This is a genomic window from Citrobacter sp. RHB35-C17, from assembly GCF_013816795.1.
GTDB lineage: Bacteria > Pseudomonadota > Gammaproteobacteria > Enterobacterales > Enterobacteriaceae > Citrobacter_A > Citrobacter_A amalonaticus.
Genome location: NZ_CP057150.1, coordinates 2,395,739 through 2,421,467, shown reverse-complemented (window position 1 = coordinate 2,421,467; position 25,729 = coordinate 2,395,739). Strand labels below are relative to the sequence as shown.

Genomic DNA, 25,729 nt, shown 5'->3' with positions numbered 1-25,729 from the left:
GGAATGACCTTGCTAACCCCGTTGATGCGCGGAACGGCGCTCACGGCAGAATTTTCAGACATCCAGCTTCTTCAGGGGATGCTCGATTTTGAGGCCGCGCTTGCCCGTGCGCAGGCGGCCTGCGGCGTGATACCGGCAACGGCTGTCGGGCCTATCACCCAGGCTTGTCATGCGCAGGAGTTTGATCGACAAGCACTGGCAGAATCGGCGCGGGCGGCGGGCAATCTGGCCATTCCGTTGGTGCAACACTTAACCGCGCGGGTGAAGCGTGAGGATCCTGACGCCGCACGTTACGTACACTGGGGGGCAACCAGCCAGGATGTGATCGATACCGGACTGGTCCTGCAATTGCGAGTGGCGCTCAATCACACGCAATGTGCGCTGAGTCAATTGACGGCGGTCTTTGCTCAGCAGGCGCATCGCTATCAGCATACCGTCATGCCGGGTCGCACCTGGATGCAGCAGGCGCTGCCGGTGACCTGGGGGCTAAAACTGGCCGGTACGCTTGATGCGCTGCTGCGCTGGCAGGAACGCCTGCAATCGCTGTTGCCGCGTGTACTGGTGCTGCAGTTTGGCGGTGCGGCGGGAACGCTGGCGTCACTTGGGCAGAACGCGCTACCGGTGGCAGAGCGACTCGCGCAGGAACTGGCGTTGACGTTGCCAGATACGCCCTGGCATACCCAGCGCGATCGGCTGCTGGAAGTGGGGGCATGGTACGCCGGTGTCGGCGGTACTCTCGGTAAGTTTGCTCAGGACTTCGCGCTGCTGATGCAGACCGAAGTGGCGGAAGTGAGCGAACCCGCCGTCGCGGGTCGGGGCGGATCGTCGGCGATGCCGCACAAGCGAAATCCGGTGAGCTGCGCGGCGATCCTCACTGCCATGCAGAAAACGCCGGGACTGATGGCCACACTCTACAACAGTCAGTTACAGCAGCATGAACGTGCGCTCGGCGGCTGGCAGGCAGAATGGGAAGTTCTGCCGGAGATCGTCATGCTGGTCGGGCACGCAATTGAGGAAACCCAATCGCTCGCCCTGAATATGCAGGTCTTCCCGCAAAAGATGCGTGACAATCTGGATATCACTCAGGGCCTGATGATGGCGGAATCGGTCACGCTGGCATTGGCGGCGTTTATCGGCAAGCAGGATGCCCATCATCTGATTGAAAGGCTGTGCCATCGCGCGGTGACAAGCGGTCATTCCCTGCATTCGGTACTCGTTGAGGAGCCGCAGGTGATGGCCCATCTTAATGAATCTCAACTGGTGGCGTTACTGGACCCAGGCACGGCAACGGGCTGCGCGGCGCAGTTTGTGCAACGCGTGCTTGCACGTTATGAGGAACAACAGCATGGAACTGAATTACCAGATTGATGGCCCGGACGACGCGCCGGTGGTAGTGCTATCCAATTCTCTCGGTACGACGCTTGCGATGTGGGCGCCACAGCTTGCGGCGCTGAGCGCGCAATATCGAGTGCTGCGTTATGACACCCACGGACATGGCGCGACGAACAATATGGGGCCAACCGATCTCGCCCGGCTGGGGCAGGATGTGATTGCGTTACTCGATCACCTGGATATCCCGGCAGCGCATTTTTGCGGGATCTCAATGGGAGGACTCACCGGGCTGTGGCTGGCCTGTCATCAGCCGCAACGAGTGCTGAGCGTAACAGTGATTAACAGCGCTGCACGTATAGGCGACGAGGCGAGTTGGCGCGCCCGCGCGCAAAGCGTTCGTCAGAATGGACTGCGCGAGATTGCCGCCAGCGCCCCGGAACGCTGGTTCAGCCCTGCTTTTCGTCAGTCGGCACCGCAAACGGTCGCCGCATTGTGTGAGCAACTCGCCGCGTCGTCAGCCGAAGGGTACGCCGCCTGCTGTGAAGCGCTGGCAACGGCCGATTTGCGTGAGCAAATTGCCGGGATCACACGGCCAGTGCTGCTGATTGCCGGTGAAAATGACCCCGTCACCACGGTGGACGACGCTCAGTTTATGCACCAGCGTATTGCCGGTTCTGTACTGGCCGTGGTGAAGGCGTCCCATTTATCCACTATTGAAGCGCCGGGTGCGGTGAACGCGGCGTTGTTATCGTTTCTGGGAGGACAATATGCAGGATGAAGAACGCTATCAGCAGGGAATGGCCGTACGCAGGGCGGTTCTGGGCGATGCGCATGTTGACAGGACGGTGCAAAACCTGACGCCGCTGAATGAAGAATTTCAACACTTTATTACCCGTTATGCCTGGGGCGATATCTGGAGCCGCCCCGGACTGGATCGGCATATGCGCAGTATGATAACCATTGCGATGCTGATTGCGTTAAACCGCGAAGCGGAGCTAAAAATGCATCTCAATGCCGCGTTCAACAACGGCGTGACGCGTGAGGAGTTGAAAGAGCTGATCATGCATTCGGCACTTTATTGCGGTCTGCCCGCCGCCAATGCGACATTGCATCTGGCACAGCAAGTTTTTGACCAGCGCGACGCCGACGGGAAGTAAATCAGGCCCCCGGCGGCGGTGCGTGTCGTCGGGGACGCTGTTTCTCAGGCGGCCAGTACCCGGTTTCTGCCATCATTTTTGGCCCGGTAAAGCGCAGCATCCATCCGCTTAAACAGTTCATCGATACTTTCGTTCGGTTCGCGGTGGGCCACGCCAATGCTCACGGTAAAGCGCGGTAGGCCGGGAAGCCCGATTTTCGCGACCGACGCGCGGATGGATTCGGCTAACTGCAACGCGGTCTCCAGCGGCGTGCGCGGTAACAACAGGACAAACTCCTCGCCGCCCCAGCGAAACACTAAATCCCCTTTGCGTGCGCAGGACTCCAGGTTTCGCGCCAGCTCGCAGAGAACCTCATCGCCTTTCAGGTGACCATACAGGTCATTAATGCTTTTAAACCGATCGGTATCAATGAGCAGCAGGCTGTAGTCCTGGGCCAGGGTGAGATGCTGCATCTGCCCCTGTTCGGTCAGTTGATAGAACTGGCGGCGATTGAGCAATCCAGTAAGTGCGTCATGCAGGGCGGCGCGCTCCAGTTCCTGTTCAAGACGTTTCTGCTCGGTAATATCGTGAATGATGCACAACATCAGTCTGTCGCCGTAGATTTCAATCGGCCCGGCATAGGTTTGCACATGGCGGGTGGTGCCATCGGCAATTTTATGGACAAAATTCAGCGGCTTATGCCCACCCGGCAGTCGCGCAATTTCATGCATAACAGGCAGAACCTGGCGACCCAACATATTGATTTCCCATGTGTGTTTTTGGCACATCGCCTCCAGGCTGTAGCCGTAGAAATTGAGCGCCGCCAGGTTGGCGTCGACAATCAGACCATCTCTTGACGGATCGATCAGCAGCATCGGGGCGGAGTTCGTGAGAAAAAATCGGGCATAAAATCCCTGCTTTTTACGCTGATAGGTGGCAGACCGGCTGGCTTTCAACCCCTGTACCGCCGGGATATCAATGCCTTCGAACAGAATGACTTCACCGGTTCCTGGCAGATCGTTAATCGATAACCGACAGGTGAGTGCGGCCTGATGATTTTCACGGGGCACCGTCAGAATCTCGACAATATCCCGCTGGCGGCGAAGATCGGTAATATAGTTCGGCAACGTATTCTGCGCATGGGTGGAATACACCCCTTTACGCAACTGGCTGAAGGTGTACCCTTGCATCACCTCTCTGGCGATACGATTGGCAAAAACTAATTCTTCGGTACAGGGGGAGACGATCCAGACCGGCTGTGTTAATAAATCCAGTGCATTCAGGTTGTGCGCAATCATCAGTAATCCTGTTCTTTTTATTAATTATTGTGCGACCATGCCGATGAAATGCCTTGACCAGATCCCCATACCAAGCGTAATACCGCCCGATAAGCGCCAGAATGCCGATCCTCGCCGCACAGAAATAGCCACTTTACACGCGCACGCTGTCGAGGGAGACAAATGCAGCGATGAACGCAACAAGAAACGAGATGCTGATTCAAACGGGCGCCCATGATACGTGCAACATCTGGCTTTCCATCGAATGTCTGTCGTGCAGTTAAATTTAGCAGGGATTCATCCATTCGCATGAGAAATGAAAGGTCAGCTACTGGAATTTTTGCCCACCTCATTAACGTCCAGAGGCGAAAAGCGGCAAGAGCACGAGTGCGCTTATTAACACGTTATGAAATCTAATCATTTAAGCCAGATTAAACGTTCATCAATGATGAGTGTCGTATCACTTAATTGTTAAGCAGTAGAATTGCTTGGGAGAGGAGGGGAAAGCGGCCTCACCTCATGATGAACAATAAGAATAAGGTAAACTTAATCGGCAATATCCTTCTTTAAGGTAAATTTTATGGATCTCTGCGTGAAGTTTGGACAGAGAGCGGAACGAGAAGAATATATGCTTTTCTGATGCTATATAAATATGACCTGCCATATTAACCTCTAACAGGTTTAAAATGTTAAAACACATTAGCGTCAGAACATTTATTATCGTATTTCTGCTATTTACCTTTGGCCTGATTAACACTGTGCAAATAATGTACTCGGTCAGGCTGTCGGTTATTATTTCAATGAACGTGATTTTTTTGTTGGCGCTATTCGCCTTATGGTGCTACATGACAATATATCTTGTCACACCCATTAATACCGTAAAGAAAAGTATTGAACAGGTGACAGCGGGAAATCTCGCCGTTTATATTCCCGAATTTGGTAATAACTGTGCCGGGAGACTGATTCCGGGTATCAACAGCTTATCCGGCAGTATCGCGACGCTGGTACGTGAGATCCGACTTTCCTCGAAGACGGCGCTGTTGTTGTCAGAGCAACTGGCCGCCCGTAGCGCTGAATTATCCGTAAAAACGGAGCAGCAGTCTGCCTCTTTAATCCAGACGGCGGCCAGCATGGAACAGATGGCCGCCAGCACGCGTAACAACGCTGACCACACGCGACTCGCTAACCAGCAGGCCAATAGCGCGATGCAATGTGCATACAAAGGCAGCGAATTAATGGTTCAGGTTGCCAGCAACATGCATTCGATTACGACTTGTACCCAGCAAATGACAGAAATAATTACCCTGATTGATGATATTGCGTTTCAGACCAATATTCTGGCCCTGAATGCCGCAGTCGAAGCGGCGCGCGCCGGTGAGCAGGGAAAAGGATTTTCCGTGGTGGCGACGGAGGTGCGAAATCTGGCGCACAGAAGTGCCGAAGCCGCAAAAAATATTCGGGGGCTTATCGACGTCACCCATCAAAATGTGCAGCAAGGCGCAACGGTTGTGGGCGAGACAGAAAAGAATATGCAGGAAATCGTCCAGGGCGCTGGGCAGTTAAGTCAGTTGATGCATGAAATATCAACCACCACGGCGGAACAGGAAAAAGGAATAAATCAGATAACCCAGGCAATGAATGAACTGGAAAAAGTTACTCAAAGTAACGCATTGATGGTGGATGAATTATCCGGATCGTCGGATGTACTGAAATCACAGGTTGTCGATCTCCAGTCGAAAACCCATCAGTTCCGTTTAAGTGATGCAACAGAAGTGATTTCTCCCTCAGCGCACAAGCGCTACGCTCGCGGGTTTTCATAAGTCCTGATAACACATTGGGAGAATGAGTGGTTGCTTAACATGCGTCGACAGCTAGACTAACCAGAAAAGCGCGAAGTATGGGAGGCAAAATGGAAGCCATTAAAGGGTCTCAAGTTAGTGTGCCGGATGCAGTATTTGCCTGGTTGCTGGATGGCAAGGGCGGTGTGAAACCGCTGGAAGATGATGATGTGATCAGCCGTGAGCATCCGTGCTGGCTGCATCTGAACTACACGCATCCGGACAGCGCGCAATGGCTGGCGACGACGCCGCTACTGCCGAATAATGTCAGGGATGCGCTGGCGGGGGAAAGCCTTCGTCCACGCGTCAGTCGTCTGGGTGAAGGGACGCTTATTACGCTGCGCTGCATCAATGGCAGCACGGATGAGCGCCCGGACCAACTGGTGGCGATGCGTCTGTATATGGATGAACGGCTGATTGTCTCCACGCGTCAGCGGAAGGTGCTGGCGCTCGACGATGTCGTCAGCGATCTCCAGGAAGGCACCGGGCCAGTTGACTGCGGCGGTTGGCTGGTGGACGTATGCGATGCGCTGACCGATCACGCCAGTGAATTTATCGAACAGTTACACGATAAAATCATCGATCTTGAAGACAATCTGCTCGATCAGCAAATCCCGCCGCGCGGCTTCCTCGCGTTATTACGAAAACAATTGATTGTGATGCGCCGCTATATGGCGCCGCAACGTGATGTCTATTCGCGACTGGCCAGCGAGCGACTGGCGTGGATGACGGACGATCAGCGACGCCGGATGCAAGATATTGCCGACCGACTGGGCAGGGGGCTGGATGAAATTGATGCCTGTATCGCCCGCACGGGCGTTATGGCGGATGAAATTGCCCAGGTAATGCAGGAGTCGCTGGCAAGACGTACCTATACCATGTCATTGATGGCGATGGTTTTCCTTCCCAGCACGTTTCTGACCGGACTGTTCGGCGTCAATCTCGGCGGCATACCCGGTGGAGGGTGGCAATTTGGCTTTTCACTCTTTTGTATTCTGTTAGTGGTTCTGATTGGTGGTGTTACTTTATGGTTGCATCGTAGTAAATGGTTGTAAAAACGGGTGTTTTAAGAGATTTCTCTGCCTAAAAACGGCTTTAAGATTGAGCGAAGTCAATAAATAGCATGCCTGTTCGGGGCAATATCACTCTTGCAGGTGAATGCAACGTCAAGCGATGGGCGTTGCGCTCCATATTGTCTTACTTCCTTTTTTGAATTACTGCATAGCACAATTGATTCGTACGACGCCGACTTAAATAAGTCGGCTTTTTTTTGCCTGTACGTTTTCAGCGACTACCCTGAAAGGGAGCCAATGAAATCCCGGAGGCAAAAATGTTCCATCTGTTAACTCACCGCCAACAAGACATTCATTTCTCGGATCCCGTTCCCACCGATCCCGTTCCTGTGCCCGATCCGATCCCTCGTCCACAGCCGATGCCCGACCCGCCCCCCGACGAAGTACCGATTAAGTTGTCGCATCACAGCCGCAGATCTGCGAGGATACGCGCCTGCCGACTGTGAGTCGTTTACCGTGAGATTAAATTGTGACTGCTTTTGCTACTCTGAATGTATTACCCGCCGCCCAGCTCGAGAATCTGAACGAGTTGGGGTATCTGTCCATGACCCCTGTCCAGGCGGCGGCGCTGCCAGCGATCCTTGCCGGGCAGGATGTGCGGGTGCAGGCAAAAACCGGCAGCGGAAAGACGGCAGCATTTGGTCTCGGTTTGTTACAGCATATTGATGCCACTCTGTTTCAGACGCAGTCGCTGGTTCTGTGCCCGACGCGCGAACTGGCGGATCAGGTGGCCGGTGAACTACGTCGTCTGGCGCGTTTCTTACCGAATACCAAAATCCTGACGCTTTGCGGTGGACAACCCTTCGGAGCACAGCGCGATTCTCTTCAGCACGCGCCGCATATTATCGTCGCCACGCCTGGTCGTTTGCTCGACCATTTGCAAAAGGGTACCGTTTCGCTGGACGCGTTGACCACGCTGGTGATGGATGAAGCAGACCGGATGCTGGATATGGGATTCAGTGAGGCAATCGACGAGGTGATCCGTTTCGCGCCCGCGTCGCGTCAGACGCTATTGTTTTCTGCCACCTGGCCGGAAGCGATTGCCGCAATCAGCGGTCGCGTGCAGCGAAATCCGCTCGCTATCGAAATTGACACGGTGGATGCGCTCCCCGCCGTCGAACAGCAATTCTTTGAAACCTCTGTGCACGGTAAGATACCGCTGTTGCAAACGTTGCTCAGTCAGCATCAGCCGGCTTCCTGCGTGGTGTTCTGTAATACTAAAAAGGATTGTCAGGCGGTGTGCGATGCGCTCAATGAGGCCGGGCAAAGCGCACTGGCGCTTCATGGCGATCTGGAACAGCGAGACCGCGATCAGACGCTGGTGCGTTTTGCCAACGGCAGCGCGCGGGTGCTGGTGGCGACGGATGTTGCGGCCCGCGGGCTTGATATCAAATCGCTGGAGCTGGTGGTGAATTTCGAACTGGCGTGGGATCCGGAGGTGCACGTCCACCGGATTGGCCGTACCGCGCGCGCCGGGAACAGCGGTCTGGCTATCAGTTTTTGTGCTCCGGAAGAGGCGCAGCGGGCGAATATTCTCTCTGAAATGCTGCAGATCCGCCTTAACTGGGTCCCTGCGCCAACGCAACGCCGCGTTGCACCGCTGGTCGCTGAAATGGCGACATTGTGTATCGATGGCGGCAAGAAAGCCAAAATGCGTCCAGGCGACGTGCTGGGGGCGTTAACCGGAGATATGGGTCTGGATGGCGCGGACATTGGCAAAATTACCGTGCATCCGGCGCATGTCTATGTGGCGGTCCGTCAGTCGGTCGCGCATAAGGCATGGAAACAACTGCAGAATGGGAAGATTAAAGGTAAAACCTGTCGGGTGCGTTTACTGAAATAAACCCGAGTTGGGCCGGAGATGAAAACGATCCGGCCCATGGCTATTACTTCACTTCGACAACGTTCAGGCGAAGTTCATCAAGCTGATTATCGTCTTCTTCCGGTTGCCAGCCTGCAGGCTGGAGCGGGATCTCTTCACGATCAAATGCCAGATCGCCGCCATCAACAACGTCAGAACCGTGCTTAATCCCTTTGAAGTCGAACAGGTTAATGTCACTCAGGTGTGAAGGCACCACGTTCTGCATGGCGCTGAACATGGTTTCAATACGGCCTGGATAACGCTTATCCCAGTCACGCAGCATATCGGCAATCACCTGACGTTGCAGGTTTGGTTGCGAACCGCACAGGTTGCAAGGGATGATCGGGAAGCCTTTGGCTTCAGCAAAGCGTTCGATATCCTTCTCACGGCAGTAAGCCAGTGGGCGGATCACGATATGTTTACCATCATCGCTCATCAGTTTCGGCGGCATCCCTTTCATTTTCCCGCCGTAGAACATATTCAGGAACAGGGTTTGCAGAATGTCGTCGCGATGGTGACCCAGCGCAATTTTAGTCGCACCCAGCTCCGTCGCCGTGCGATACAGAATACCGCGACGCAGGCGTGAACAAAGAGAGCAGGTGGTTTTGCCTTCCGGGATCTTATCTTTCACGATCCCATACGTGTTCTCTTCAACTATTTTGTACTCAACGCCCAGTTGCTCAAGATACTCAGGCAGAATGTGTTCAGGGAAACCGGGTTGTTTCTGATCCAGGTTAACGGCAACCAGCGAAAAGCTAATCGGGGCGCTTTGCTGTAGATTGCGCAAAATTTCCAGCATGGTGTAGCTGTCTTTACCACCGGACAGGCAGACCATGATCCGGTCGCCATCTTCAATCATATTGAAATCGGCAATCGCTTCGCCGACGTTACGGCGCAGACGTTTCTGCAATTTATTCAGGTTGTACTGTTCTTTCTTCGTCGCTTGTTGATTTTCTAACATTATTTACTGTCTCGAACACCGGAAAGGGGCATGTCACGACACGCGTATCACCGTGTCAGTTTTGCGTTTCGCCTGGCAGTCTGCTCGTCGTCAATACGTCGATTCAGGCTACGTCAATTTCATATACCACCTGCGTGCGTTTCATGCCCCATCGGGTTTGCAATAAAAGACGTGAACGCTTCGGTTGAGCGAAGTCTACAGGCAAAAGTATGTCGCGTATGGTACGGATTACGGCGACGAATACCAGCACCTTTTACACGTCCGACGGTAAACGGCTTAAACTTACTTCTGAATTCTGGTCAGGCAATGATTTTCTGTCACTGGTGCGACGCTGACGATGATTAGCCTGGTCACGGTGCGACAGAATCAGGGCATTACGGATCCTGCAAAAAGTCAATACGCCATTCTGGAGCGTAATGATCATATTTCCGTTATTCCTGATGAAAGCTAAGGAGAAGAAGGATGAATGAAGCAGCCTATAACGAAGCGAAAACCACCGGCGAACTCACGAAACAGCTAGCCAATGTGTTCATTGACCGAGGATTATCGTTAACCACCGCTGAGTCCTGCACCGGCGGTAATCTGGCGACGGCACTCTGTGCGGAATCCGATACTGCCGCCTTTTATGATATTGGTGTTATTACCTTCAGTGACAGGGCGAAGCAGACACTGCTCGGCGTACAGGCCAGTACGCTGGAAAAATATACCGCAGTGAGTGAACAGACGGTCAAAGAGATGTCCACGGGCATACGCGAGCGTGCCGGGACCGATATCAGCATTGCCATCAGTGGGTACGCCGGTCCGGACGGTGGGGAAGACGGAACGCCCGCCGGAACGGTCTGGTTTGCGTGGAATCTCCGCGGCGAGATTGTCACAAAGCGCGAGCTTTTTTCTGGTGAGTGTCAGGATGTTATCGAAAAAGCAGTCCGTTTCAGCCTTGCAGTGCTCCTGGAAGAGATCTCTGCCTGGGAGGGGCGTTGACCCCAGTGATCAATCACGCTCTGGGATCTGACGCTCAATGATAGCCTTCACCCCCGGAAACCTTGCCGCGGAAGACAAAGTAGCTCCAGGCGGTGTACATCAAAATGACCGGGATAATCAGCAGGGTTCCCACCAGCATAAACCGTTGGCTGGCAGGCGGTGCTGCCGCCTCCCACAGCGTGATATGCGGTGGGATAATATGCGGCCATAAGCTGATGCCCAGCCCGCTGAAGCCGAGGAAAATCAAACCCAGCGTCAGAATAAAGGGTCGCGCATGGCTGTTCATCTCTGCGCTCAGTCGCCAAATCCACAGGCTCAATACCAGTACAAGAATGGGCACCGGGACAAACCAGAAGAAATTGGGCAGGGTAAACCACCGTTCGGCGATAGCGGGCCAGCCGAGCGGCGTCCAGACGCTCACCACCGCAATAACCCCCAACAGGGCGAGGAGGACTTTACGGGTCAGGACGCGCATTCGCGCTTGCAGCGAACCCTCGCTTTTCATAATCAGCCAACTGGTGCCGAGCAGTAGATAGGCGACGATCAGGCCGACGCCGCAAAAGAGGTTGAAGGGGGTGAGCCAGTCCAGTGCTGAACCCGCAAAACGGCGTTCTGTCACCGCAAAGCCGTTAATCACCGCGCCCACCACAATGCCCTGGCTGAATGTCGCGAGCAGCGAACCGCCGGCAAAGGCGTAATCCCAGAATGGTCGGTGGGAAGGTGTCGCCTTAAAACGAAACTCAAAGGCCACACCACGAAAAATCAGGCCGATGAGCATCATTGTCAGCGGAATCGCCAGTGCGTCGGTGATCACCGCATAGGCCAGCGGGAACGCGCCAAAAAGGCCCGCGCCGCCGAGCACCAGCCAGGTCTCATTGCCATCCCAGACGGGCGCCACGCTGTTTACCATTACGTCACGCTCACCAGCGTCGTGAACCACGCTGAACAACATCCCAATGCCCAGATCGAAACCATCCATCACGATGTACATCAGCGTGGCAAAGATAATGATGACAAACCACATTACGGTGATATCGATACCCATTACGCCTTCTCCTCTTCATCCGTCACCGGTTCTGCCGCCGAGAGGGGGCGAGCCGGGGTGCCATCCGTTTGTGACGTCAGTTCACTGACAGGTTGCGGACCTTTGCGAATGAGCCTGAAAATGTAGTAATAGCCCACGCCAAAAACAGCACAGTAGACGATGATAAAGACCAGCAAGCTGATGACCATTTGCATCGTGCTGTGTAATGACACCGCATCGCGGGTGCGTAAGAATCCGTAGATCACCCACGGTTGACGTCCTGCTTCCGTCGTGACCCAACCCGACAACAGCGCCAGTAGTCCGGCAGGGCCCATTCCCAGCGCAAACCACAGGAACGGGCGAGACTGATACAGGCGCTGGCGCCAGCGCAGCCAGACGCTACAGAGACCCAGCGCAATCATGAGTAAACCTATGCCTACCATGATACGAAACGACCAGAAGACAACAGGGGAGTTAGGGCGATCTTCTTTGGGATAATCCTTCAGCGCAGGAACCTGTTTATCCAGACTGTGGGTCAGGATTAAACTACCCAGCGCCGGGATCTCCAGACCGTATTTTGTGCGCTCCTCCTCCATGTCCGGCATCCCAAACAGCAAGAGCGGCGTAGCCTCGCCGGGCGCGTTTGCCCAGTGGCCTTCGATAGCGGCGATTTTTACCGGCTGATGCTCAAGGGTATTTAGACCGTGCATATCGCCGACCACCGCCTGAATCGGCGCGACGATTAACGCCATCCACATCGCCATGGAAAACATTTTGCGGATGGCCGGCGTGTCGTTGCCGCGAAGTAAATGCCAGGCGGCAGAGGCTCCCACAAACATCGCGCTACTCAGGAAGGCGGCGATCGACATATGGAACAGACGATACGGAAAGGAGGGGTTGAAAATGATCGCCATCCAGTCCTGCGGGATCACGTGACCGTTTTCAATGCTGAAACCTTGCGGCGTCTGCATCCAGCTGTTTGACGCGAGGATCCAGAAAGTGGACATCAGCGTTCCCAGTGCCACCATGCAGGTGGTGAAAAAATGCAGCGCTGGAGAAACTCTGTTCCAGCCAAACAGCATCACGCCCAGAAAACCCGCCTCCAGGAAGAAGGCGGTGAGCACTTCGTAAAGCAGCAGTGGGCCGGTAATACTGCCGGCAAACTGGGAAAATCCGCTCCAGTTTGTGCCGAACTGGTAGGCCATCACCAGACCGGAAACGACGCCCATGCCAAAATTGACGGCAAAGATTTTTAGCCAGAAGTTGTAAAGCGAACGCCAGAGGTTGTTGTGCGTGCGCAGCCACATTCCTTCCAGTACCACCAGATAGCTGGCCAGCCCGATGGTAATCGCCGGGAAAAGAATGTGAAAAGAGACAGTGAAGGCGAACTGAAAACGGGCCAGATGAAAAGCATCAAGTTCAGGCACGGTATGCTACCCCATGACAAAGCGCTGCCATAAGCAGAGCGCAACAAAACTGTTTTTTCTTACCAACCAATAACCTCGGCGCGGTTATCGTTTCTCCGCACTTTTATTGATATTACCGACCGCCAGGTCAGTTAATTTCAAATCGGTTTCTTTTTCTTCTTCAAGCGTTTGCGCCAGAAGTTTTACCGCGGCGGGATAGCCCAACTGTTCGGCGAGGGTTGCCAGCGTGCCGTAACTGGCAATTTCATAGTGCTCAACTTTTTGGGCGGCCGCAATTAATGCAGCATCGCGAACTTCATTTTTTTCTGTACTTTCGATGACCTCATTGGCTTCTTCAATTAAGCCTTCCATCGCTACGCATTTCATGCGTTTAATCTTAATCTTCGGTTCCTGTTCGATTATCTGGTCTATACGCGCAATTTGCCCTTGAGTTTCTTCCAGGTGCGCATTAAACGCGGCGCTGAGTTTTTCGTCAGAGGCCGCGCGGGCCAGTTTCGCCAGACCACGGGTTAATTGTTTTTCCGCGCTATAGGTGTCTGAAAGTAAATGGATGAAAACATCCTCGAGCGTTTTCATATTCATAACATCCTCTCCCGGTTCAGAAAAAATAACTGCGAGTCTACAGACAGACCCGCAGGACACTTTATTTATTAAAGGCTAAAGCAGTCTTACAATCAGGAGTTATCAGACTTACGTCCGCCACTATGGCTGTTCTGACCGCCTTTTTTTCCTGCTTCGGATGCACGCTGCGGATCGTTTTTGAAGTTCCCGCCGCTGTGCTGACCGCCTTTTTTACCCGCTTCAGATGCTTTATCACGGTCTTCTGCGAAATTACCGGAACCACCACGATGCTCTGCCATATCTCACCTCTTGTATATCGGTTATGTCAGTCAGATACAAAAATGTAATTTGTATCCGTCGTTGTTCAGGGCTTAAAGTTAGCGGCTATCCGCGAGGAGTCAAATTTCCACAAAAAATCAGAAAAAATTGACGGGTTACTTTTCAATATATTATCGAAAACACCCGCCTCGCTTATTTTATGGGGGTTTTGTAAATGTTGGTATGTAACTGTCTGAGCGCAGGGCGATTAAAAAAATAGTCTTCAGAATAAAACAGTATTCATTAAGAGGCGGCGTTTGAATGACCGAAAATTAATCACTCAGACGGCTTTGAGAACCTTCTCGCCAATTTTGTTCTACGCTTAAAAGTCCGTAGGAAAAATAACGAGAGGTAAACGCATGGCTGACCAGAATAATCAAAAGCAGATCACCAATAAAACGCATTCTGAGCATTTTCCGGCTCCGCCATTTCCGCACCAAAAACAACCTTTTCCAGGACTTGCCAGTAAAATGCAGCCCCGTCCCGATCATGGCGAAGAGAGCTATCAAGGGAGCGGCAGGCTTAACGGCAAGAAAGTCTTAATCACCGGGGGCGATTCCGGTATTGGTCGCGCGGTGGCGATTGCTTATGCGCGGGAAGGTGCCGATGTGGCAATTAATTATTTACCTGATGAAGAAGAAGATGCCCGTGAAGTGGTTGAACTGATTAAAAAAGCAGGCAGGAACGTGGCCGCGATTCCGGGTGATATCCGCGATGAAACCTTCTGCCAGACGCTGGTTAACCAGGCGGTAGATGCGTTAGGCGGGCTGGATATCCTGGTGAATAACGCGGGGCGCCAGCAATTCTGTGAGTCAATTGACGATCTCACTACCGAAGCGTTTGATGCCACGTTCAAGACCAATGTTTACGCGACATTCTGGATTACGAAGGCTGCACTTCGTCATCTCTCATCGGGCAGTGTGATCATTAACACCACCTCAGTCCAGGCGTACGAACCGAGCGATATCCTGTTGGATTATGCGCAGACCAAAGCGGCGATCGCCGTCTTCACCAAATCGCTGGCGAAACAACTGGCACCGAAGGGGATTCGGGTTAACGCCGTCGCGCCGGGTCCCTACTGGACGGTGTTGCAGTGCTGCGGAGGTCAGCCACAGGAAAAAATCGAGAAATTTGGCGCGCAGTCCCCGCTTGGTCGACCCGGTCAACCGGCGGAGATCGCACCGCTGTATGTCACGCTGGCGGCACCAGAGAACAGCTACACGTCCGGTCAGGTCTGGTGTTCAGACGGTGGCACCGGGACCTTATAACGCGCGGTTTGCCAGCCAATGACGACAGGAGAAATGTGAATGAAAGCACTCACTTATCATGGCCCGCATCACGTTAGCGTTGATTCTGTGCCCGATCCGGGCCTTGAGGCGCCGGACGATATTATTCTTCGCGTGACCGCCACCGCCATTTGCGGATCGGATTTGCATCTTTACCGCGGCAAAATCCCTGGTACGCATCATGGCGATATTTTTGGTCATGAGTTTATGGGCGAAGTGGTGGAGACCGGTCCGGAGGTGACGGCAGTCAGTAAAGGCGATCGGGTGGTGATACCTTTTGTCATCGCCTGTGGTGAGTGCTTTTTCTGTCATCTGCATCAATATGCCGCCTGCGAAAATACCAACAGCGGTAAAGGTGCAGCCCTGAACCGTAAAAACATCACGCCGCCCGCCGCGCTGTTTGGCTACAGCGATCTCTACGGCGGGATCCCTGGCGGGCAGGCAGAATTTGTCCGCGTCCCGAAGGCGAATGCCGGCCCCTTCAAAGTGCCGGATACATTGCCGGATGAAAAGGTGCTTTTTCTGTCAGATATTTTGCCAACAGCGTGGCAAGCGGTGAAGAATGCCGACATCAGGCAGGGTTCAAGCGTGGCTATCTTTGGCGCGGGCCCGGTGGGTTTACTCTGCGCCGCCTGTGCCCGGCTGAACGGTGCGGAGCATATTTTTATCATTGATCATAACGACTACCGGCTCGAGTTTGCGCATCAGCGTTACGGCGCGATCCCGATTAATTTTGATAAAAACGACGATCCGGCAGAATGGATCATTGATAACACGCCCGGACATCGCGGTGTGGATGCGGTGATTGATGCTGTCGGTTTTGAGGCGAAGGGCAGTCTGACAGAAACCGTGCTGAGCACGTTGAAAATTGAAGGCAGCAGCGGTAAAGCGCTCCGGCAATGTATCGCCGCTGTGCGCCGTGGTGGGATCGTCAGCGTCCCTGGCGTGTATGCCGGTTTTATTCATGGATTCATGTTTGGTGATGCCTTTGACAAAGGACTGACCTTCAAAATGGGTCAGACCCACGTGCATGCTTATCTGCCGGATCTGCTTAGTCTCATTGAACAGGGGCTACTGACACCGGAAGAAATCGTGACTCACCATATGCCACTCGAAGAGGCCGCGCGGGGTTACGAAATATTTGAAAAGCGTGAAGAGGCGTGTCGAAAAGTGATTCTGGTGCCTGGTCTGACGCAAGAAAAGGCCACCGTCTGAGGCGTGGATTGATCAGCAACACCGGTTATGGCACAACGAAAAGCCCGCAGCGATGTGCGGGCTGAAAATGTTAGCGTACGACCAGAACGGAACACTCTGCATGGCGTACCACGGCAGCGGCGTTCGACCCTAACAGATAGGTGGTAATGTCCGGACGGTGGGATGCGATAATCACCATATCCGCAGGCAGTGTTTTCGCCATTTCCAGAATCTTATCTTTTGGCGAGCCTTCAACGACATGGATCTGCACTCTGTCCGACGGGATAGTGAACTTCTTGATAATCTCTTCCAGTTGAGATTTCGCTTCGGCTTTCAGATCGTCCATGGCAGGCAACTCCGCAGAGTAGGCCAGGCCCAGTGCAGAATAGTAAGGCAGAGACGGAATGACGGTCAGGAAATGAACCTGAGCATCGTCAATTTTCGCCTCGGCTTCGACATGATTAATCACACGTTGAGTTAATTCTGAGTCTGAAATATCGATAGGTACAAGAATTGTTCTGTTCATTAAACCTCCTGTTTGAGTATCCCTATAAAGTGTAACGTCTTATCACCGATTCAGTACAATGACAAAGATCACAATTCAACATTATTTGCTTTTGATTTCCGGGTACTTTCCCTTAATAACCCCGTCATAAAATCGGCCTTTTGAGACCACAGAAAGAAAATTTCGGTATATATGTGCAGGAACACCGCGATATTGCAGAACACCGGTCTGGTAGAAACGGATTTCCAGCGTCGAGGATTTCTCGTCATAGCCGACGGAGGCAATTCGTGATGATTTTACAGGCTGATGGTTCATGGCGGCATCCTCGACGGCAGGTCATACCATGAATATATCATTTAACCCACGGGGATTTTAGTCTTCGTGATATCGCATTTTGTTATAGGCAAAACGAATGGGTTATGACGGTGAGGGAAAGGGCAGAAGCCCGCCGATACCAGCGGGCAGAAGGGCTTAGAACTGATAGACCATCCCGAGTGCGACGACGTCATCGGTATTAATATTGTTACGAGAATAGAAGTTGTCGTCGTTATCCAGCAGGTTGATTTTATAATCAACATAGGTGGACATGTTTTTGTTGAAGTAGTAAGTCGCGCCAACATCCGCGTATTTCACCAGATCTTTGCTGTCGTCATTGCCCTGACCGGTCAGATCTTTACCTTTTGACATCAGGAAGGACACCGCCGGACGCAGACCGAAGTCGAACTGGTATTGCGCCGTCACTTCAAAGTTCTGGGTTTTGTTTGCTACGCCGTCATCACCGTACGGGGTCATGTTACGGGTTTCAGAGTACATGGTAGCCAGATAAATGTTGTTGGCGTCATATTTCAGACCCGCTGTCCAGGCATCTGCCTTATCGCCACCCGCGACGCGGCCACCCGCATTGACTTGCTCGTTGGTACGGTCGGAGGTGGTGTAGGCTGCACCGAAGCTAACGCCCATTCCGAAGTCATAGGTCGACGAGATACCGAAACCGTCGCCGTTGGAGTTCTGGACAGTACGATCGCCGCCGTTGCCAGTACCTTCCTGCTCATTGGTGATTTGATCTTCGTTGGCACCCTGATACTGCAGTGCGAAGTTCAGACCGTTTACCAGACCGAAGAAGTCCGTGTTACGGTAAGTGGCAACACCGTTGGTGCGACCTACCATAAAGTTATCGGAATAGGTGTAGGAGTCGCCGCCGAATTCAGGCAGCATATCGGTCCAGCCTTCCACGTCATACATCACGCCGTAGTTACGACCGTAGTCGAATGAACCGTATTCACCAAATTTCAGGCCAGCAAAAGCAAGACGCGTGAAGCTGTTGCCGTGGTCGCCTTCGGTGGTGTTGGCGTTAACCTGATATTCCCACTGACCGTAACCGGTCAGTTGATCATTAATTTGTGTTTCACCTTTAAAGCCCATACGAACATAAGTTTGATCGCCATCACTGTTGGCATTATCAGAGAAATAATGCAGACCATCAACTTTGCCATAAAGATCTAATTTGTTGCCGTCTTTATTATAAACTTCAGCAGCATGTGCTGCGCCTGCTGCTAACAGGGCAGGGATGACAAGGGCCAGTACTTTTCTTTTCATCGCAGTAATCCTTTAGTTTTATATTTAGCTTTCACTCCCACTGTTGGGGAGTAAAAACATGCTAAAGGAGAAGTTCCGTAAAGAGATAAGTATCAATTGTTACGTCTTAAGTGAAACCTTAAATAAATAATTCCATCGAAATGAAAATAATTGGTGTGAATATAATTGCATAAAGCATATAAAATAAAAATTATACAAAATAAATCCAGTGCGATATTCTTCGTTCGTTATATGCCTTTATTGTCACATACTGCTTTTTTGTTGGTCCAATGCAACGCGTACTGATTTGCCGACAAAGAAATTGACAAGCCCGAACGGATGTTCGGGCTTTTTTTTGGCCGACGTGAACCCTCCGATCAGTCAGTACTGGTCTTCTCCGCTTTACCGGCCAGTTGCGCCAGGAAGTCATAGCGTTTTTGCAGATCGGCCGCGGCGTCCTTCCATAACTGCTCTGCCACTTCCGGTTGCTGCGCATTCAGGCGACGGAAACGCTGCTCGTTGAGTAATGTCTCTGCCAGCGCATCTGACGGCGGGCGAGAGTCCAGCGCCAGCGGCAATTTGCCTTCATCCGCACGACGTGGGTCAAAGCGGTAGAGTGGCCAGAAGCCGGTCGCCGTCAACTGACGCATCTGATCGTGACTCAGTGCGAGGTCATAGCCGTGTTCTTCACATGGGCTGTAGGCGATGATCAGCGACGGACCAGGATACGCTTCCGCTTCCTGAATCGCCTTCACGGTCTGGTTGAGTTGCGCCCCGAGCGAAATCTGTGCGACATAGACATGACCGTACATCATCATGCTGACGCCCAGATCTTTACGCGCCTTCCGTTTGCCGTGCTCACCAAATTTCGTTACCGCGCCAAGCGGTGTGGCTTTCGAGGCCTGACCGCCCGTGTTGGAGTAGCACTGCGTATCCAACACCAGAATATTGACGTTTTCAGTCAGGCTCATTACATGATCCAGCCCGCCGAAGCCAATATCGTAGGCCCAGCCATCGCCGCCGATCAGCCAGATGGATTTTTCAACCAGCGCATCGGCGTCGGTGAGCAATTCACGTGCACCATCGACATCCTTCAGATGCTGACGCAGCGCGGCAACTTGCTCACGACGCACGTCAGGGGTCGCATTGGTATGTAAAGCGTCGTTCAGTTCAGCCGGGATTTGGTCGGCAAACTGTTCGAGCAGACGCAGCACGCGTACGCGATGCTGATCGACCGTCAGACGAAAGCCCAGACCGAACTCTGCGTTATCCTCAAACAGCGAGTTTGCCCATGCGGGACCGCGCCCATTGGCATCGGTTGTGTACGGTGTGGAAGGCAGGTTCCCACCGTAAATTGACGAACACCCCGTGGCGTTGGCAATCAGCATTCTGTCGCCATAGAGTTGGGTCAGTAACTTGATATACGGCGTTTCGCCACAGCCGGAACAGGCACCGGAATATTCAAACAGTGGCGTAATCAACTGAGAGGTACGAATATCAATGCGTTCGAGTTTATTGCGGTCAATTTCCGGCAGACTGAGGAAAAAGTCATAATTCACTTTCTCTTCTTCGACGTGCTCAAGGCGCGACAGCATATTGATGGCCTTGATTTCCGGATTCTGACGGTCTTTCGCCGGGCACACTTCCACACACAGATTACAGCCGGTGCAGTCTTCCGGCGCGACCTGCAGAACGTATTTCTGTCCGCGCATATCGCGTGATTTCACATCCAGCGAATGCAGGCTGGCGGGAGCATTCTCCATTGCTTCCGGCGAAACCACTTTGGCACGAATAGCCGAGTGCGGGCAGGCCGCAACGCAGTGGTTACACTGAGTGCAAAGCTCCTCTTTCCAGATGGGGATCGCTTCGGCGATGTTGCGTTTCTCCCAGCGAGTGGTACCCATAGGCCAGGTGCCGTCGGGCGGCAGCGCAGAGACGGGAAGGGCATCGCCGAGCCCCGCGAGCATTGCCGCGGTCACCGTCTTCACAAAATCAGGCGCGGCGTCAGACACCACCGGAGGACGGTGGGCGCTGTGCGGATCAACCGCCTGCAGCGGCACCTCAGCAACAGACTCGCGCGCCAGCGCCAGTGCCTGCCAGTTGCGTTCCACCAGATCCTGACCTTTGCTGCTGTAACTTTTAGCGATTGCCCCCTGAAGTTCAGCCAGCGCGCTATCGCCCGGCAGAATTTGAGTCAGATGAAAAAACGCCATCTGCATGACGGTGTTAATCCGCGCCGCCAGGCCACATTCACGGGCGATTTTCGCCGCATTAATGACGTAGAAACGCGCTTTCTTCTGGTTCAGTACCGCCTGCACTTCCTGTGGCAAGCGTGACCAGACCTCATCTGCGGGATACGGCGTATTCAGCAGGAAAATACCACCAGGCTTCAGTCGTTCAGCCATCTGGTATTTATCGATAAACTGCAGCTGGTGACAGCCGACAAAATCGGCCTGTGAGATCAGGTAAGCAGAGCGGATCGGCTGTTCACTCACGCGCAGGTGAGACACCGTCAGACCGCCTGCCTTTTTGGAGTCATACACGAAGTAGCCCTGGGCATACCACGGCGTTGAATTACCGATGATCTTGATGTTGTTCTTGGTCGCCGAAACGCTGCCGTCACTGCCGAGACCGTAAAATAGTGCTTCCAGCTTCGCCGTCGTCGGCAAGGTGTTATCAGGCAGTGGCAACGACAGGTTGGTGACATCATCGTAGATACCAACGGTGAAGCGCGGTTTGGGTTTTGCCTGGCACAGTTCATTAAAGACCGCGAGCACGCAGTCCGGGCCAAATTCTTTTGACGAGAGACCATAACGGCCGCCAATCATGCGCGGCAACGTTTCACGCTCACCGCCGTTGAATGCTTCCGCCAGCGCGGTCATCACATCGAGATACAGGGGTTCGGCCTGGGCACCCGGTTCTTTGGTGCGATCGAGCACGGCAACCGCGCGGACGGATTCAGGCAAGGCCCGCAGCAGATGTTTAGCTGAGAAGGGGCGGAACAGGCGGACTTTCAGCACCCCGACTTTCTCGCCGCGCGTCAGCAGTTCGTCAACCACTTCTTCGCTGGTGCCGATAGCAGAACCCATCAGAATGATGACCCGTTCGGCCTGCGGATGACCGTAATATTCGAACGGCTGATACTGACGACCGGTTGCGGCAGCGAAATCATTCATCGCCTGTTCGACATGATCGTATACGGCGTCATACCACGGGTTGGTCGCCTCGCGGGACTGGAAATACGTATCGGGATTCGCTGAGGTGCCGCGGATCACCGGGTGCTCTGGGTTGAGCGCCCGGGCGCGATGTGCATCAATTTCAGCCTGCGGCATCAGGCCGCGAATCGTGTCATCTGCCAGCGGGATGATTTTGTTGATTTCATGCGAAGTGCGGAAACCATCAAAGAAGTGAATAAAGGGAACCCGGCTTTTCAGGGTCGCGATTTGCGAGATCAGCGCGAAGTCCTGCGCCTCCTGTACGCTTGCGGCGCACAGCATGGCGCAGCCGGTCTGGCGGACCGCCATGACGTCTGAATGATCGCCAAAAATCGACAACGCGTGGGTTGCCACGGTACGGGCGGCGACATGCAGTACAAAGGGGGTTAATTGTCCCGCCAGTTTGTACAGCGTGGGGATCATCAGCAGTAACCCCTGTGAAGAGGTAAAGGAGGTGGCAAGCGCGCCGGTTTGCAGCGCACCGTGAACGGTCGCTATTGCACCGCCTTCCGACTGCATTTCGACGACGCGCGGCGTATCTCCCCAGATGTTTTTCAGCCCGTTGCCTGCCCAGGCGTCAGCCTGTTCAGCCATCGTTGAACTGGGCGTAATGGGGTAGATGGCGATAACTTCACTGGTACGAAACGCCACCGAAGCGACTGCACCATTACCGTCAATAGTAATCATATGACACCCTTACATTGCGCAAAAAAGAGGGACGCAGGAAACCACTTAGCGTCCTGATAGTTATTTCTCTAGTATAGGACTTTCCTGTATTCCCTAGAAGTTGTGCCACTTTCGAGTGCACAAATTGACACAAAGCTCGCAAAAACAATGTCAATTTTATTGCCCGGTAGGTAACACCGGGTTGTATATTTAATTGTGCTTTTTTGTTATGAGTTGGTTATTGCCTGCGAGGCAGGCGATATTAAAAACATATTGTCCAAAAGTGGAGTGAGATTTTCTTTAAGGATTTCCTTAATGAATTTATTATCCTCGCCATTATCGTCATGATGTGAATTTCTTAATAAGACTTTTTAAGTTCGGTGTCAGGCCGCCCGCGCCTATACTGAGCGCAATTCAGGACGGGAAGGGCCTGTAAACCTTTGCGTTATTGAAGGTCGATACTCTTGTTATCGTGAATAGACGTTAAAACAAAAATAACTCTTTTATTTATCATTATTGATAACTTTTTTCGTGCGCCAAAAGTATGGATGTGTTCAGGTATTTAATTGTTTTGATTAGGTTATGTTACGAATTTTATTACTTACTTTACTTATTTCCGCCTCATCGTCGTCATTTGCCTTTGTGAAAATTCAGACCAAAAACTGGGGAGCCAATACCTTTTCGCCACTCTCTTATTCTGAAGGGCACTTTTCACAAGCGCCTGTTCAGAATAAGAAAGCGCAGCTTAAGCATCGCATTATGAGTGAATTTGCGCAGTGGAGAGGAACCGATTACCGCTGGGGAGGTGACAGTCGCAATGGTATTGATTGTTCGGCGTTCACGCGCAGAATTATTGCCTCGGTTATCCATAGACGCTTGCCGCGTACCGCGCAGGAGCAAAGTCGTATGGGGCAGAGAGTCAGTCAGCGTGAGCTAAAAGTCGGCGATCTGGTGTTTTTTAAGACGGAGCCGAACGTGCATCACGTTGGCGTTTATATCGGCAATGACTCCTTTATACATGCCTCCAGCTCGCAAGGCGTGACAATGTCACATTTGTCGAATCAGTACTGGCAGGCGCACTATTTGACCGCTCGCCGGGTGAGCGCATAACGACAGAACAGGCCTATGGGATCCCAATCCAGGGGAAAAAGCGCAATAAAATGCGGCGAGGCCGCATAATTGCGCGTTTTGACTCTCGACGCGACGGATTCGGATGCCTATTATTAGTGCGGCTTGTTTACGTTTACAGAATATGAGGGGAGTCAAATGCGCGCAGCGTTTTGGGTAGGATGTGCCGCGTTATTGTTGTCGGCTTGCAGCAGTGACAATGAACCTGTTCAGCAGGCGACAGCAGCGCATGTCGCACCGGGTTTAAAAGCATCGATGACCAGTTCCGGTGAGGCAAATTGCGCCATGATAGGCGGTTCACTTTCCGTTGCCCGTCAGTTAGACGGTTCGGCAATTGGTATGTGCGCGCTTCCCAACGGCAAACGTTGCAGTGAACAATCCCTCGCCGCGGGAAGCTGTGGTAGCTATTAAGCACCCATTACTACATTAAATCGGCAAGCTTATAGCTTAACGTATGTTCCGCTGTGGCCAGGGTGAGCTGGTTGGCGGTCAGGTCTACTTGTGCGCCCTGTTTCAGCATGGTGCTGAGGGTATTGTCCAGCTCGTTGAGCTGGGGATCGGCGCACATCATTCGGGTCATCGCCATCTCTTTTACTTTCAATGCACCGTCAGAAAGTGATGCCTGACCGTTGAAGCGATTACACATATTGCCCGAAATCATCATCTTTTCGCCAAAACTCAGTTCAAGCGGATGACCCGTTGCATTGACCGGTTTACCGTCTACGCTCTCCAGCACAAAGCGGTGATGCTGTAATTGCTCACGGCTGACCGATACTTTTCCGTTGCTTACACAACCTGCAACCAGCAGGCTCAGCGCAACCAGCGCTATGACCTTCTTCATGTTAACTCTCTGCATTTAAACGTAATCGCCACCGACAGCATACCGATCTCATCGCCAGTGGCTTTGGGGAAATTCTGAAATGCCCTCCTGCGAACAGGAAGGCGGCGGATCAGAACAGGGCGTTAGGGCAGGTTTCTCCGTTCGCTAACTGTTGTAAATTTTGCAGCGTAGTCTCAGAAATACTGGTCAACGCTTCAGCGGTGAGGAAAGCCTGATGCCCGGTAAACAGGACGTTATGACAGGCCGACAGGCGACGGAAAACATCATCCTGGATAACGTCGTTCGACTTATCTTCGAAGAACAGATCGCGCTCGTTTTCGTAAACGTCCATCCCCAGTGAACCTATTTTCTGATTTTTCAGCGCTTCAATCGCCGCCTGAGAATCGATCAGGGCGCCACGACTGGTGTTGATGACCATCACGCCATTTTTCATCTGATCAAACGCGGCATGGTTCAGCAGGTGATAGTTTTCCGGCGTTAACGGGCAGTGCAGTGAAATCACATCGGATTCGGCGAACAGCGTCGGCAAATCAACATACTCCACGCCGAGTTCGAGCGCAGCTGCGCTGGGGTACGGATCAAACGCCAGCAGACGCATTCCAAAGCCTTTCAGAATACGCAGGGCCGCGATGCCGATCTTCCCGGTACCAATCACCCCCGCCGTTTTTCCGTGCATCGTGAAGCCGGTTAATCCTTCCAGTGAGAAGTTGGCATCACGGGTACGCTGATAAGCGCGGTGAATACGGCGGTTCAGCGTCATCATCATGCCCACCGCATGTTCCGCGACGGCTTCCGGAGAATAGGCCGGGACACGAACGACCTGCAGACCTAACTCTTTTGCCGCATCCAGATCGACGTTATTGAACCCCGCGCAACGCAAAGCAATGTACTTAACGCCATGATTTTTCAGTTCTTCGAGCACCGGGCGACTACCATCATCGTTCACGAAAATACACACCGCCTCGCAGCCATGAGCGGTTTTAGCCGTTTTCTCCGTCAACAGAAAATCAAAGAATTCAAGTTCAAAACCAAAGGCTTCGTTAACCTGCTGCAGATACTTTTTGTCGTACTGTTTTGTACTGTAGACGGCGAGTTTCATAAGTCTTTCTCCAGTGATATCGAATCACAATTATCGAATTCAAATTATTTTACAAAACATAAAATATTATTGAAAGTGATACCTATAATGAATAATTCTAGAGCATCAATAGATTGTTCGTTCAGTGTATCGATTGCAGATTTCAGCAGGTGACAGTGCTGCTCCACACCTCTGTTTCGGTGACACAAACAGCCCGCTGTTCGTCAGGATACGACTGATATGGCGTCAACATCGATTACTATCAATATGTTCCTGTGTAACAGTCTGCATTTCACCCGAACGATTTACTCACTTCCTACGGCTGTTGACTTTCACATTATCCGGGCCAGATTGCAGAATAGAGGGCAATAGTTTGTCGGCTATTGCCCGCTATTAATCTTTAGATTTATCTGATAAGTCTCTGTAATTTATCTGACTTTCTGATCTTAACG

At 52.6% G+C, this 25,729-nt stretch carries 24 protein-coding genes; 12 read left to right on the top strand and 12 right to left on the bottom strand.

Translation table 11 applies throughout. The annotated features are described in order from the left end of the window. Positions 1-3 precede the first annotated feature (3 nt). From HVZ37_RS11430 to pcaC, 3 genes are read left to right on the top strand one after another with little or no spacing between them, the layout of a single operon-like run. Positions 4-1,368 carry a 3-carboxy-cis,cis-muconate cycloisomerase gene (locus tag HVZ37_RS11430; protein ID WP_181627519.1) on the top strand — a complete coding sequence of 455 codons (1,365 nt, stop codon included), beginning with the start codon at positions 4-6 and terminating at the stop codon, positions 1,366-1,368. Then, a complete protein-coding gene (gene pcaD, locus HVZ37_RS11425) occupies positions 1,346-2,110 on the top strand; it encodes a 3-oxoadipate enol-lactonase (protein ID WP_043000586.1) in 765 nt (254 codons plus the stop codon). Before HVZ37_RS11430 ends, pcaD begins: the two co-directional genes overlap by 23 nt. Continuing rightward, positions 2,100-2,489 carry a 4-carboxymuconolactone decarboxylase gene (pcaC, locus tag HVZ37_RS11420; protein WP_181627518.1) on the top strand — a complete coding sequence of 130 codons (390 nt, stop codon included), beginning with the start codon at positions 2,100-2,102 and terminating at the stop codon, positions 2,487-2,489. Before pcaD ends, pcaC begins: the two co-directional genes overlap by 11 nt. A 44-nt stretch (positions 2,490-2,533) precedes the next feature. On the opposite strand, the gene HVZ37_RS11415 is transcribed toward pcaC, so the two are convergent. Next, entirely contained in the window at positions 2,534-3,766 is a 1,233-nt protein-coding gene (locus HVZ37_RS11415; RefSeq protein ID WP_043000588.1) for a sensor domain-containing diguanylate cyclase, read from the bottom strand. 665 nt (positions 3,767-4,431) lie between these two features. On the opposite strand from HVZ37_RS11415, the gene HVZ37_RS11410 reads away from it, so the two are divergent. The 4 genes from HVZ37_RS11410 to dbpA all read left to right on the top strand — a co-directional run bounded on the left by HVZ37_RS11410 (position 4,432) and on the right by dbpA (position 8,499). Then, positions 4,432-5,565, top strand: coding sequence for a methyl-accepting chemotaxis protein (locus HVZ37_RS11410; protein WP_044257781.1), 1,134 nt, complete (start codon positions 4,432-4,434; stop codon positions 5,563-5,565). An 89-nt stretch (positions 5,566-5,654) separates the two neighbouring features. Then, a complete protein-coding gene (gene zntB / locus HVZ37_RS11405; RefSeq protein ID WP_043000590.1) occupies positions 5,655-6,638 on the top strand; it encodes a zinc transporter ZntB in 984 nt (327 codons plus the stop codon). Between the two features lie 284 nt (positions 6,639-6,922). Further along, positions 6,923-7,102 carry a hypothetical protein gene (locus HVZ37_RS23245; protein WP_305764052.1) on the top strand — a complete coding sequence of 60 codons (180 nt, stop codon included), beginning with the start codon at positions 6,923-6,925 and terminating at the stop codon, positions 7,100-7,102. A gap of 23 nt (positions 7,103-7,125) precedes the next feature. Next, positions 7,126-8,499, top strand: a complete 1,374-nt coding sequence (dbpA, locus tag HVZ37_RS11400; RefSeq protein ID WP_181627517.1) for an ATP-dependent RNA helicase DbpA — start codon at positions 7,126-7,128, stop codon at positions 8,497-8,499. Between the two features lie 43 nt (positions 8,500-8,542). On the opposite strand, the gene ttcA is transcribed toward dbpA, so the two are convergent. Beyond that, positions 8,543-9,478, bottom strand: a complete 936-nt coding sequence (gene ttcA / locus HVZ37_RS11395; protein WP_044267136.1) for a tRNA 2-thiocytidine(32) synthetase TtcA — start codon at positions 9,476-9,478, stop codon at positions 8,543-8,545. 462 nt (positions 9,479-9,940) lie between these two features. On the opposite strand from ttcA, the gene HVZ37_RS11390 reads away from it, so the two are divergent. Next, positions 9,941-10,459: a 2-oxo-tetronate isomerase gene (locus HVZ37_RS11390; protein ID WP_044257784.1), complete on the top strand. Its 519-nt coding sequence runs from the start codon at positions 9,941-9,943 to the stop codon at positions 10,457-10,459. Positions 10,460-10,493: 34 nt separating this feature from the next. Here the strand turns inward: HVZ37_RS11390 and cydB are convergent, their stop codons facing one another. The 4 genes from cydB to HVZ37_RS11370 all read right to left on the bottom strand — a co-directional run bounded on the left by cydB (position 10,494) and on the right by HVZ37_RS11370 (position 13,770). After that, on the bottom strand, positions 10,494-11,504 hold the full coding sequence (cydB, locus tag HVZ37_RS11385) for a cytochrome d ubiquinol oxidase subunit II (protein ID WP_043000594.1): 1,011 nt from the start codon (positions 11,502-11,504) through the stop codon (positions 10,494-10,496). Beyond that, on the bottom strand, positions 11,504-12,910 hold the full coding sequence (locus HVZ37_RS11380) for a cytochrome ubiquinol oxidase subunit I (protein ID WP_181627516.1): 1,407 nt from the start codon (positions 12,908-12,910) through the stop codon (positions 11,504-11,506). Before HVZ37_RS11380 ends, cydB begins: the two co-directional genes overlap by 1 nt. Before the next feature lie 84 nt (positions 12,911-12,994). After that, complete coding sequence (locus HVZ37_RS11375) at positions 12,995-13,492, bottom strand: ferritin-like domain-containing protein (RefSeq protein ID WP_043000596.1); 498 nt, start codon at positions 13,490-13,492, stop codon at positions 12,995-12,997. 92 nt (positions 13,493-13,584) lie between these two features. Then, entirely contained in the window at positions 13,585-13,770 is a 186-nt protein-coding gene (locus tag HVZ37_RS11370; RefSeq protein WP_043000597.1) for a general stress protein, read from the bottom strand. Between the two features lie 378 nt (positions 13,771-14,148). Between HVZ37_RS11370 and HVZ37_RS11365 the strand changes: the two genes are divergently transcribed. Continuing rightward, positions 14,149-15,057, top strand: coding sequence for an SDR family oxidoreductase (locus tag HVZ37_RS11365; protein WP_043000598.1), 909 nt, complete (start codon positions 14,149-14,151; stop codon positions 15,055-15,057). 39 nt (positions 15,058-15,096) lie between these two features. Further along, positions 15,097-16,290 (top strand): zinc-dependent alcohol dehydrogenase, encoded by a 1,194-nt coding sequence (locus tag HVZ37_RS11360; protein ID WP_054176221.1) that lies wholly within the window; start codon positions 15,097-15,099, stop codon positions 16,288-16,290. A 70-nt stretch (positions 16,291-16,360) separates the two neighbouring features. Here HVZ37_RS11360 and uspF read toward each other — a convergent pair whose 3' ends face one another. From uspF to nifJ, 4 genes are all read right to left on the bottom strand, one after another. Further along, positions 16,361-16,795 carry a universal stress protein UspF gene (gene uspF, locus HVZ37_RS11355; protein WP_043000600.1) on the bottom strand — a complete coding sequence of 145 codons (435 nt, stop codon included), beginning with the start codon at positions 16,793-16,795 and terminating at the stop codon, positions 16,361-16,363. Between the two features lie 81 nt (positions 16,796-16,876). After that, positions 16,877-17,089, bottom strand: a complete 213-nt coding sequence (locus HVZ37_RS11350) for a KTSC domain-containing protein (protein ID WP_043000601.1) — start codon at positions 17,087-17,089, stop codon at positions 16,877-16,879. Between the two features lie 156 nt (positions 17,090-17,245). Then, positions 17,246-18,370 (bottom strand): porin OmpC, encoded by a 1,125-nt coding sequence (gene ompC / locus HVZ37_RS11345; RefSeq protein ID WP_043000602.1) that lies wholly within the window; start codon positions 18,368-18,370, stop codon positions 17,246-17,248. Positions 18,371-18,726: 356 nt separating this feature from the next. Next, complete coding sequence (nifJ, locus tag HVZ37_RS11340; RefSeq protein WP_181627515.1) at positions 18,727-22,251, bottom strand: pyruvate:ferredoxin (flavodoxin) oxidoreductase; 3,525 nt, start codon at positions 22,249-22,251, stop codon at positions 18,727-18,729. 738 nt (positions 22,252-22,989) lie between these two features. Here nifJ and HVZ37_RS11335 point away from each other — a divergent pair. Both HVZ37_RS11335 and HVZ37_RS11330 read left to right on the top strand, forming a co-directional pair. Next, complete coding sequence (locus HVZ37_RS11335; RefSeq protein WP_225738872.1) at positions 22,990-23,340, top strand: NlpC/P60 family protein; 351 nt, start codon at positions 22,990-22,992, stop codon at positions 23,338-23,340. A 156-nt stretch (positions 23,341-23,496) separates the two neighbouring features. Then, complete coding sequence (locus HVZ37_RS11330; protein WP_043000605.1) at positions 23,497-23,769, top strand: DUF333 domain-containing protein; 273 nt, start codon at positions 23,497-23,499, stop codon at positions 23,767-23,769. A gap of 10 nt (positions 23,770-23,779) precedes the next feature. Here HVZ37_RS11330 and hslJ read toward each other — a convergent pair whose 3' ends face one another. Both hslJ and HVZ37_RS11320 read right to left on the bottom strand, forming a co-directional pair. Further along, positions 23,780-24,199 (bottom strand): heat shock protein HslJ, encoded by a 420-nt coding sequence (gene hslJ, locus HVZ37_RS11325; RefSeq protein ID WP_044257796.1) that lies wholly within the window; start codon positions 24,197-24,199, stop codon positions 23,780-23,782. 109 nt (positions 24,200-24,308) lie between these two features. Next, positions 24,309-25,298, bottom strand: coding sequence for a 2-hydroxyacid dehydrogenase (locus HVZ37_RS11320; protein WP_042318863.1), 990 nt, complete (start codon positions 25,296-25,298; stop codon positions 24,309-24,311). Between the last annotated feature and the right edge of the window lie 431 nt (positions 25,299-25,729).

Excerpts from the sequence above, each read along its gene's own strand:
- HVZ37_RS11430 (WP_181627519.1), top strand. The coding sequence starts at position 4 with ATGACCTTGCTAACCCCGTTGATGCGCGGAACGGCGCTCACGGCAGAA.
- pcaD (WP_043000586.1), top strand. The coding sequence starts at position 1,346 with ATGGAACTGAATTACCAGATTGATGGCCCGGACGACGCGCCGGTGGTA.
- pcaC (WP_181627518.1), top strand. The coding sequence starts at position 2,100 with ATGCAGGATGAAGAACGCTATCAGCAGGGAATGGCCGTACGCAGGGCG.
- HVZ37_RS11415 (WP_043000588.1), bottom strand. The coding sequence starts at position 3,766 with ATGATTGCGCACAACCTGAATGCACTGGATTTATTAACACAGCCGGTC.
- HVZ37_RS11410 (WP_044257781.1), top strand. The coding sequence starts at position 4,432 with ATGTTAAAACACATTAGCGTCAGAACATTTATTATCGTATTTCTGCTA.
- zntB (WP_043000590.1), top strand. The coding sequence starts at position 5,655 with ATGGAAGCCATTAAAGGGTCTCAAGTTAGTGTGCCGGATGCAGTATTT.
- ttcA (WP_044267136.1), bottom strand. The coding sequence starts at position 9,478 with ATGTTAGAAAATCAACAAGCGACGAAGAAAGAACAGTACAACCTGAAT.
- HVZ37_RS11390 (WP_044257784.1), top strand. The coding sequence starts at position 9,941 with ATGAATGAAGCAGCCTATAACGAAGCGAAAACCACCGGCGAACTCACG.
- cydB (WP_043000594.1), bottom strand. The coding sequence starts at position 11,504 with ATGGGTATCGATATCACCGTAATGTGGTTTGTCATCATTATCTTTGCC.
- HVZ37_RS11375 (WP_043000596.1), bottom strand. The coding sequence starts at position 13,492 with ATGAATATGAAAACGCTCGAGGATGTTTTCATCCATTTACTTTCAGAC.
- HVZ37_RS11370 (WP_043000597.1), bottom strand. The coding sequence starts at position 13,770 with ATGGCAGAGCATCGTGGTGGTTCCGGTAATTTCGCAGAAGACCGTGAT.
- HVZ37_RS11365 (WP_043000598.1), top strand. The coding sequence starts at position 14,149 with ATGGCTGACCAGAATAATCAAAAGCAGATCACCAATAAAACGCATTCT.
- HVZ37_RS11360 (WP_054176221.1), top strand. The coding sequence starts at position 15,097 with ATGAAAGCACTCACTTATCATGGCCCGCATCACGTTAGCGTTGATTCT.
- uspF (WP_043000600.1), bottom strand. The coding sequence starts at position 16,795 with ATGAACAGAACAATTCTTGTACCTATCGATATTTCAGACTCAGAATTA.
- HVZ37_RS11350 (WP_043000601.1), bottom strand. The coding sequence starts at position 17,089 with ATGAACCATCAGCCTGTAAAATCATCACGAATTGCCTCCGTCGGCTAT.
- ompC (WP_043000602.1), bottom strand. The coding sequence starts at position 18,370 with ATGAAAAGAAAAGTACTGGCCCTTGTCATCCCTGCCCTGTTAGCAGCA.
- nifJ (WP_181627515.1), bottom strand. The coding sequence starts at position 22,251 with ATGATTACTATTGACGGTAATGGTGCAGTCGCTTCGGTGGCGTTTCGT.
- HVZ37_RS11335 (WP_225738872.1), top strand. The coding sequence starts at position 22,990 with ATGAGTGAATTTGCGCAGTGGAGAGGAACCGATTACCGCTGGGGAGGT.
- HVZ37_RS11330 (WP_043000605.1), top strand. The coding sequence starts at position 23,497 with ATGCGCGCAGCGTTTTGGGTAGGATGTGCCGCGTTATTGTTGTCGGCT.
- hslJ (WP_044257796.1), bottom strand. The coding sequence starts at position 24,199 with ATGAAGAAGGTCATAGCGCTGGTTGCGCTGAGCCTGCTGGTTGCAGGT.
- HVZ37_RS11320 (WP_042318863.1), bottom strand. The coding sequence starts at position 25,298 with ATGAAACTCGCCGTCTACAGTACAAAACAGTACGACAAAAAGTATCTG.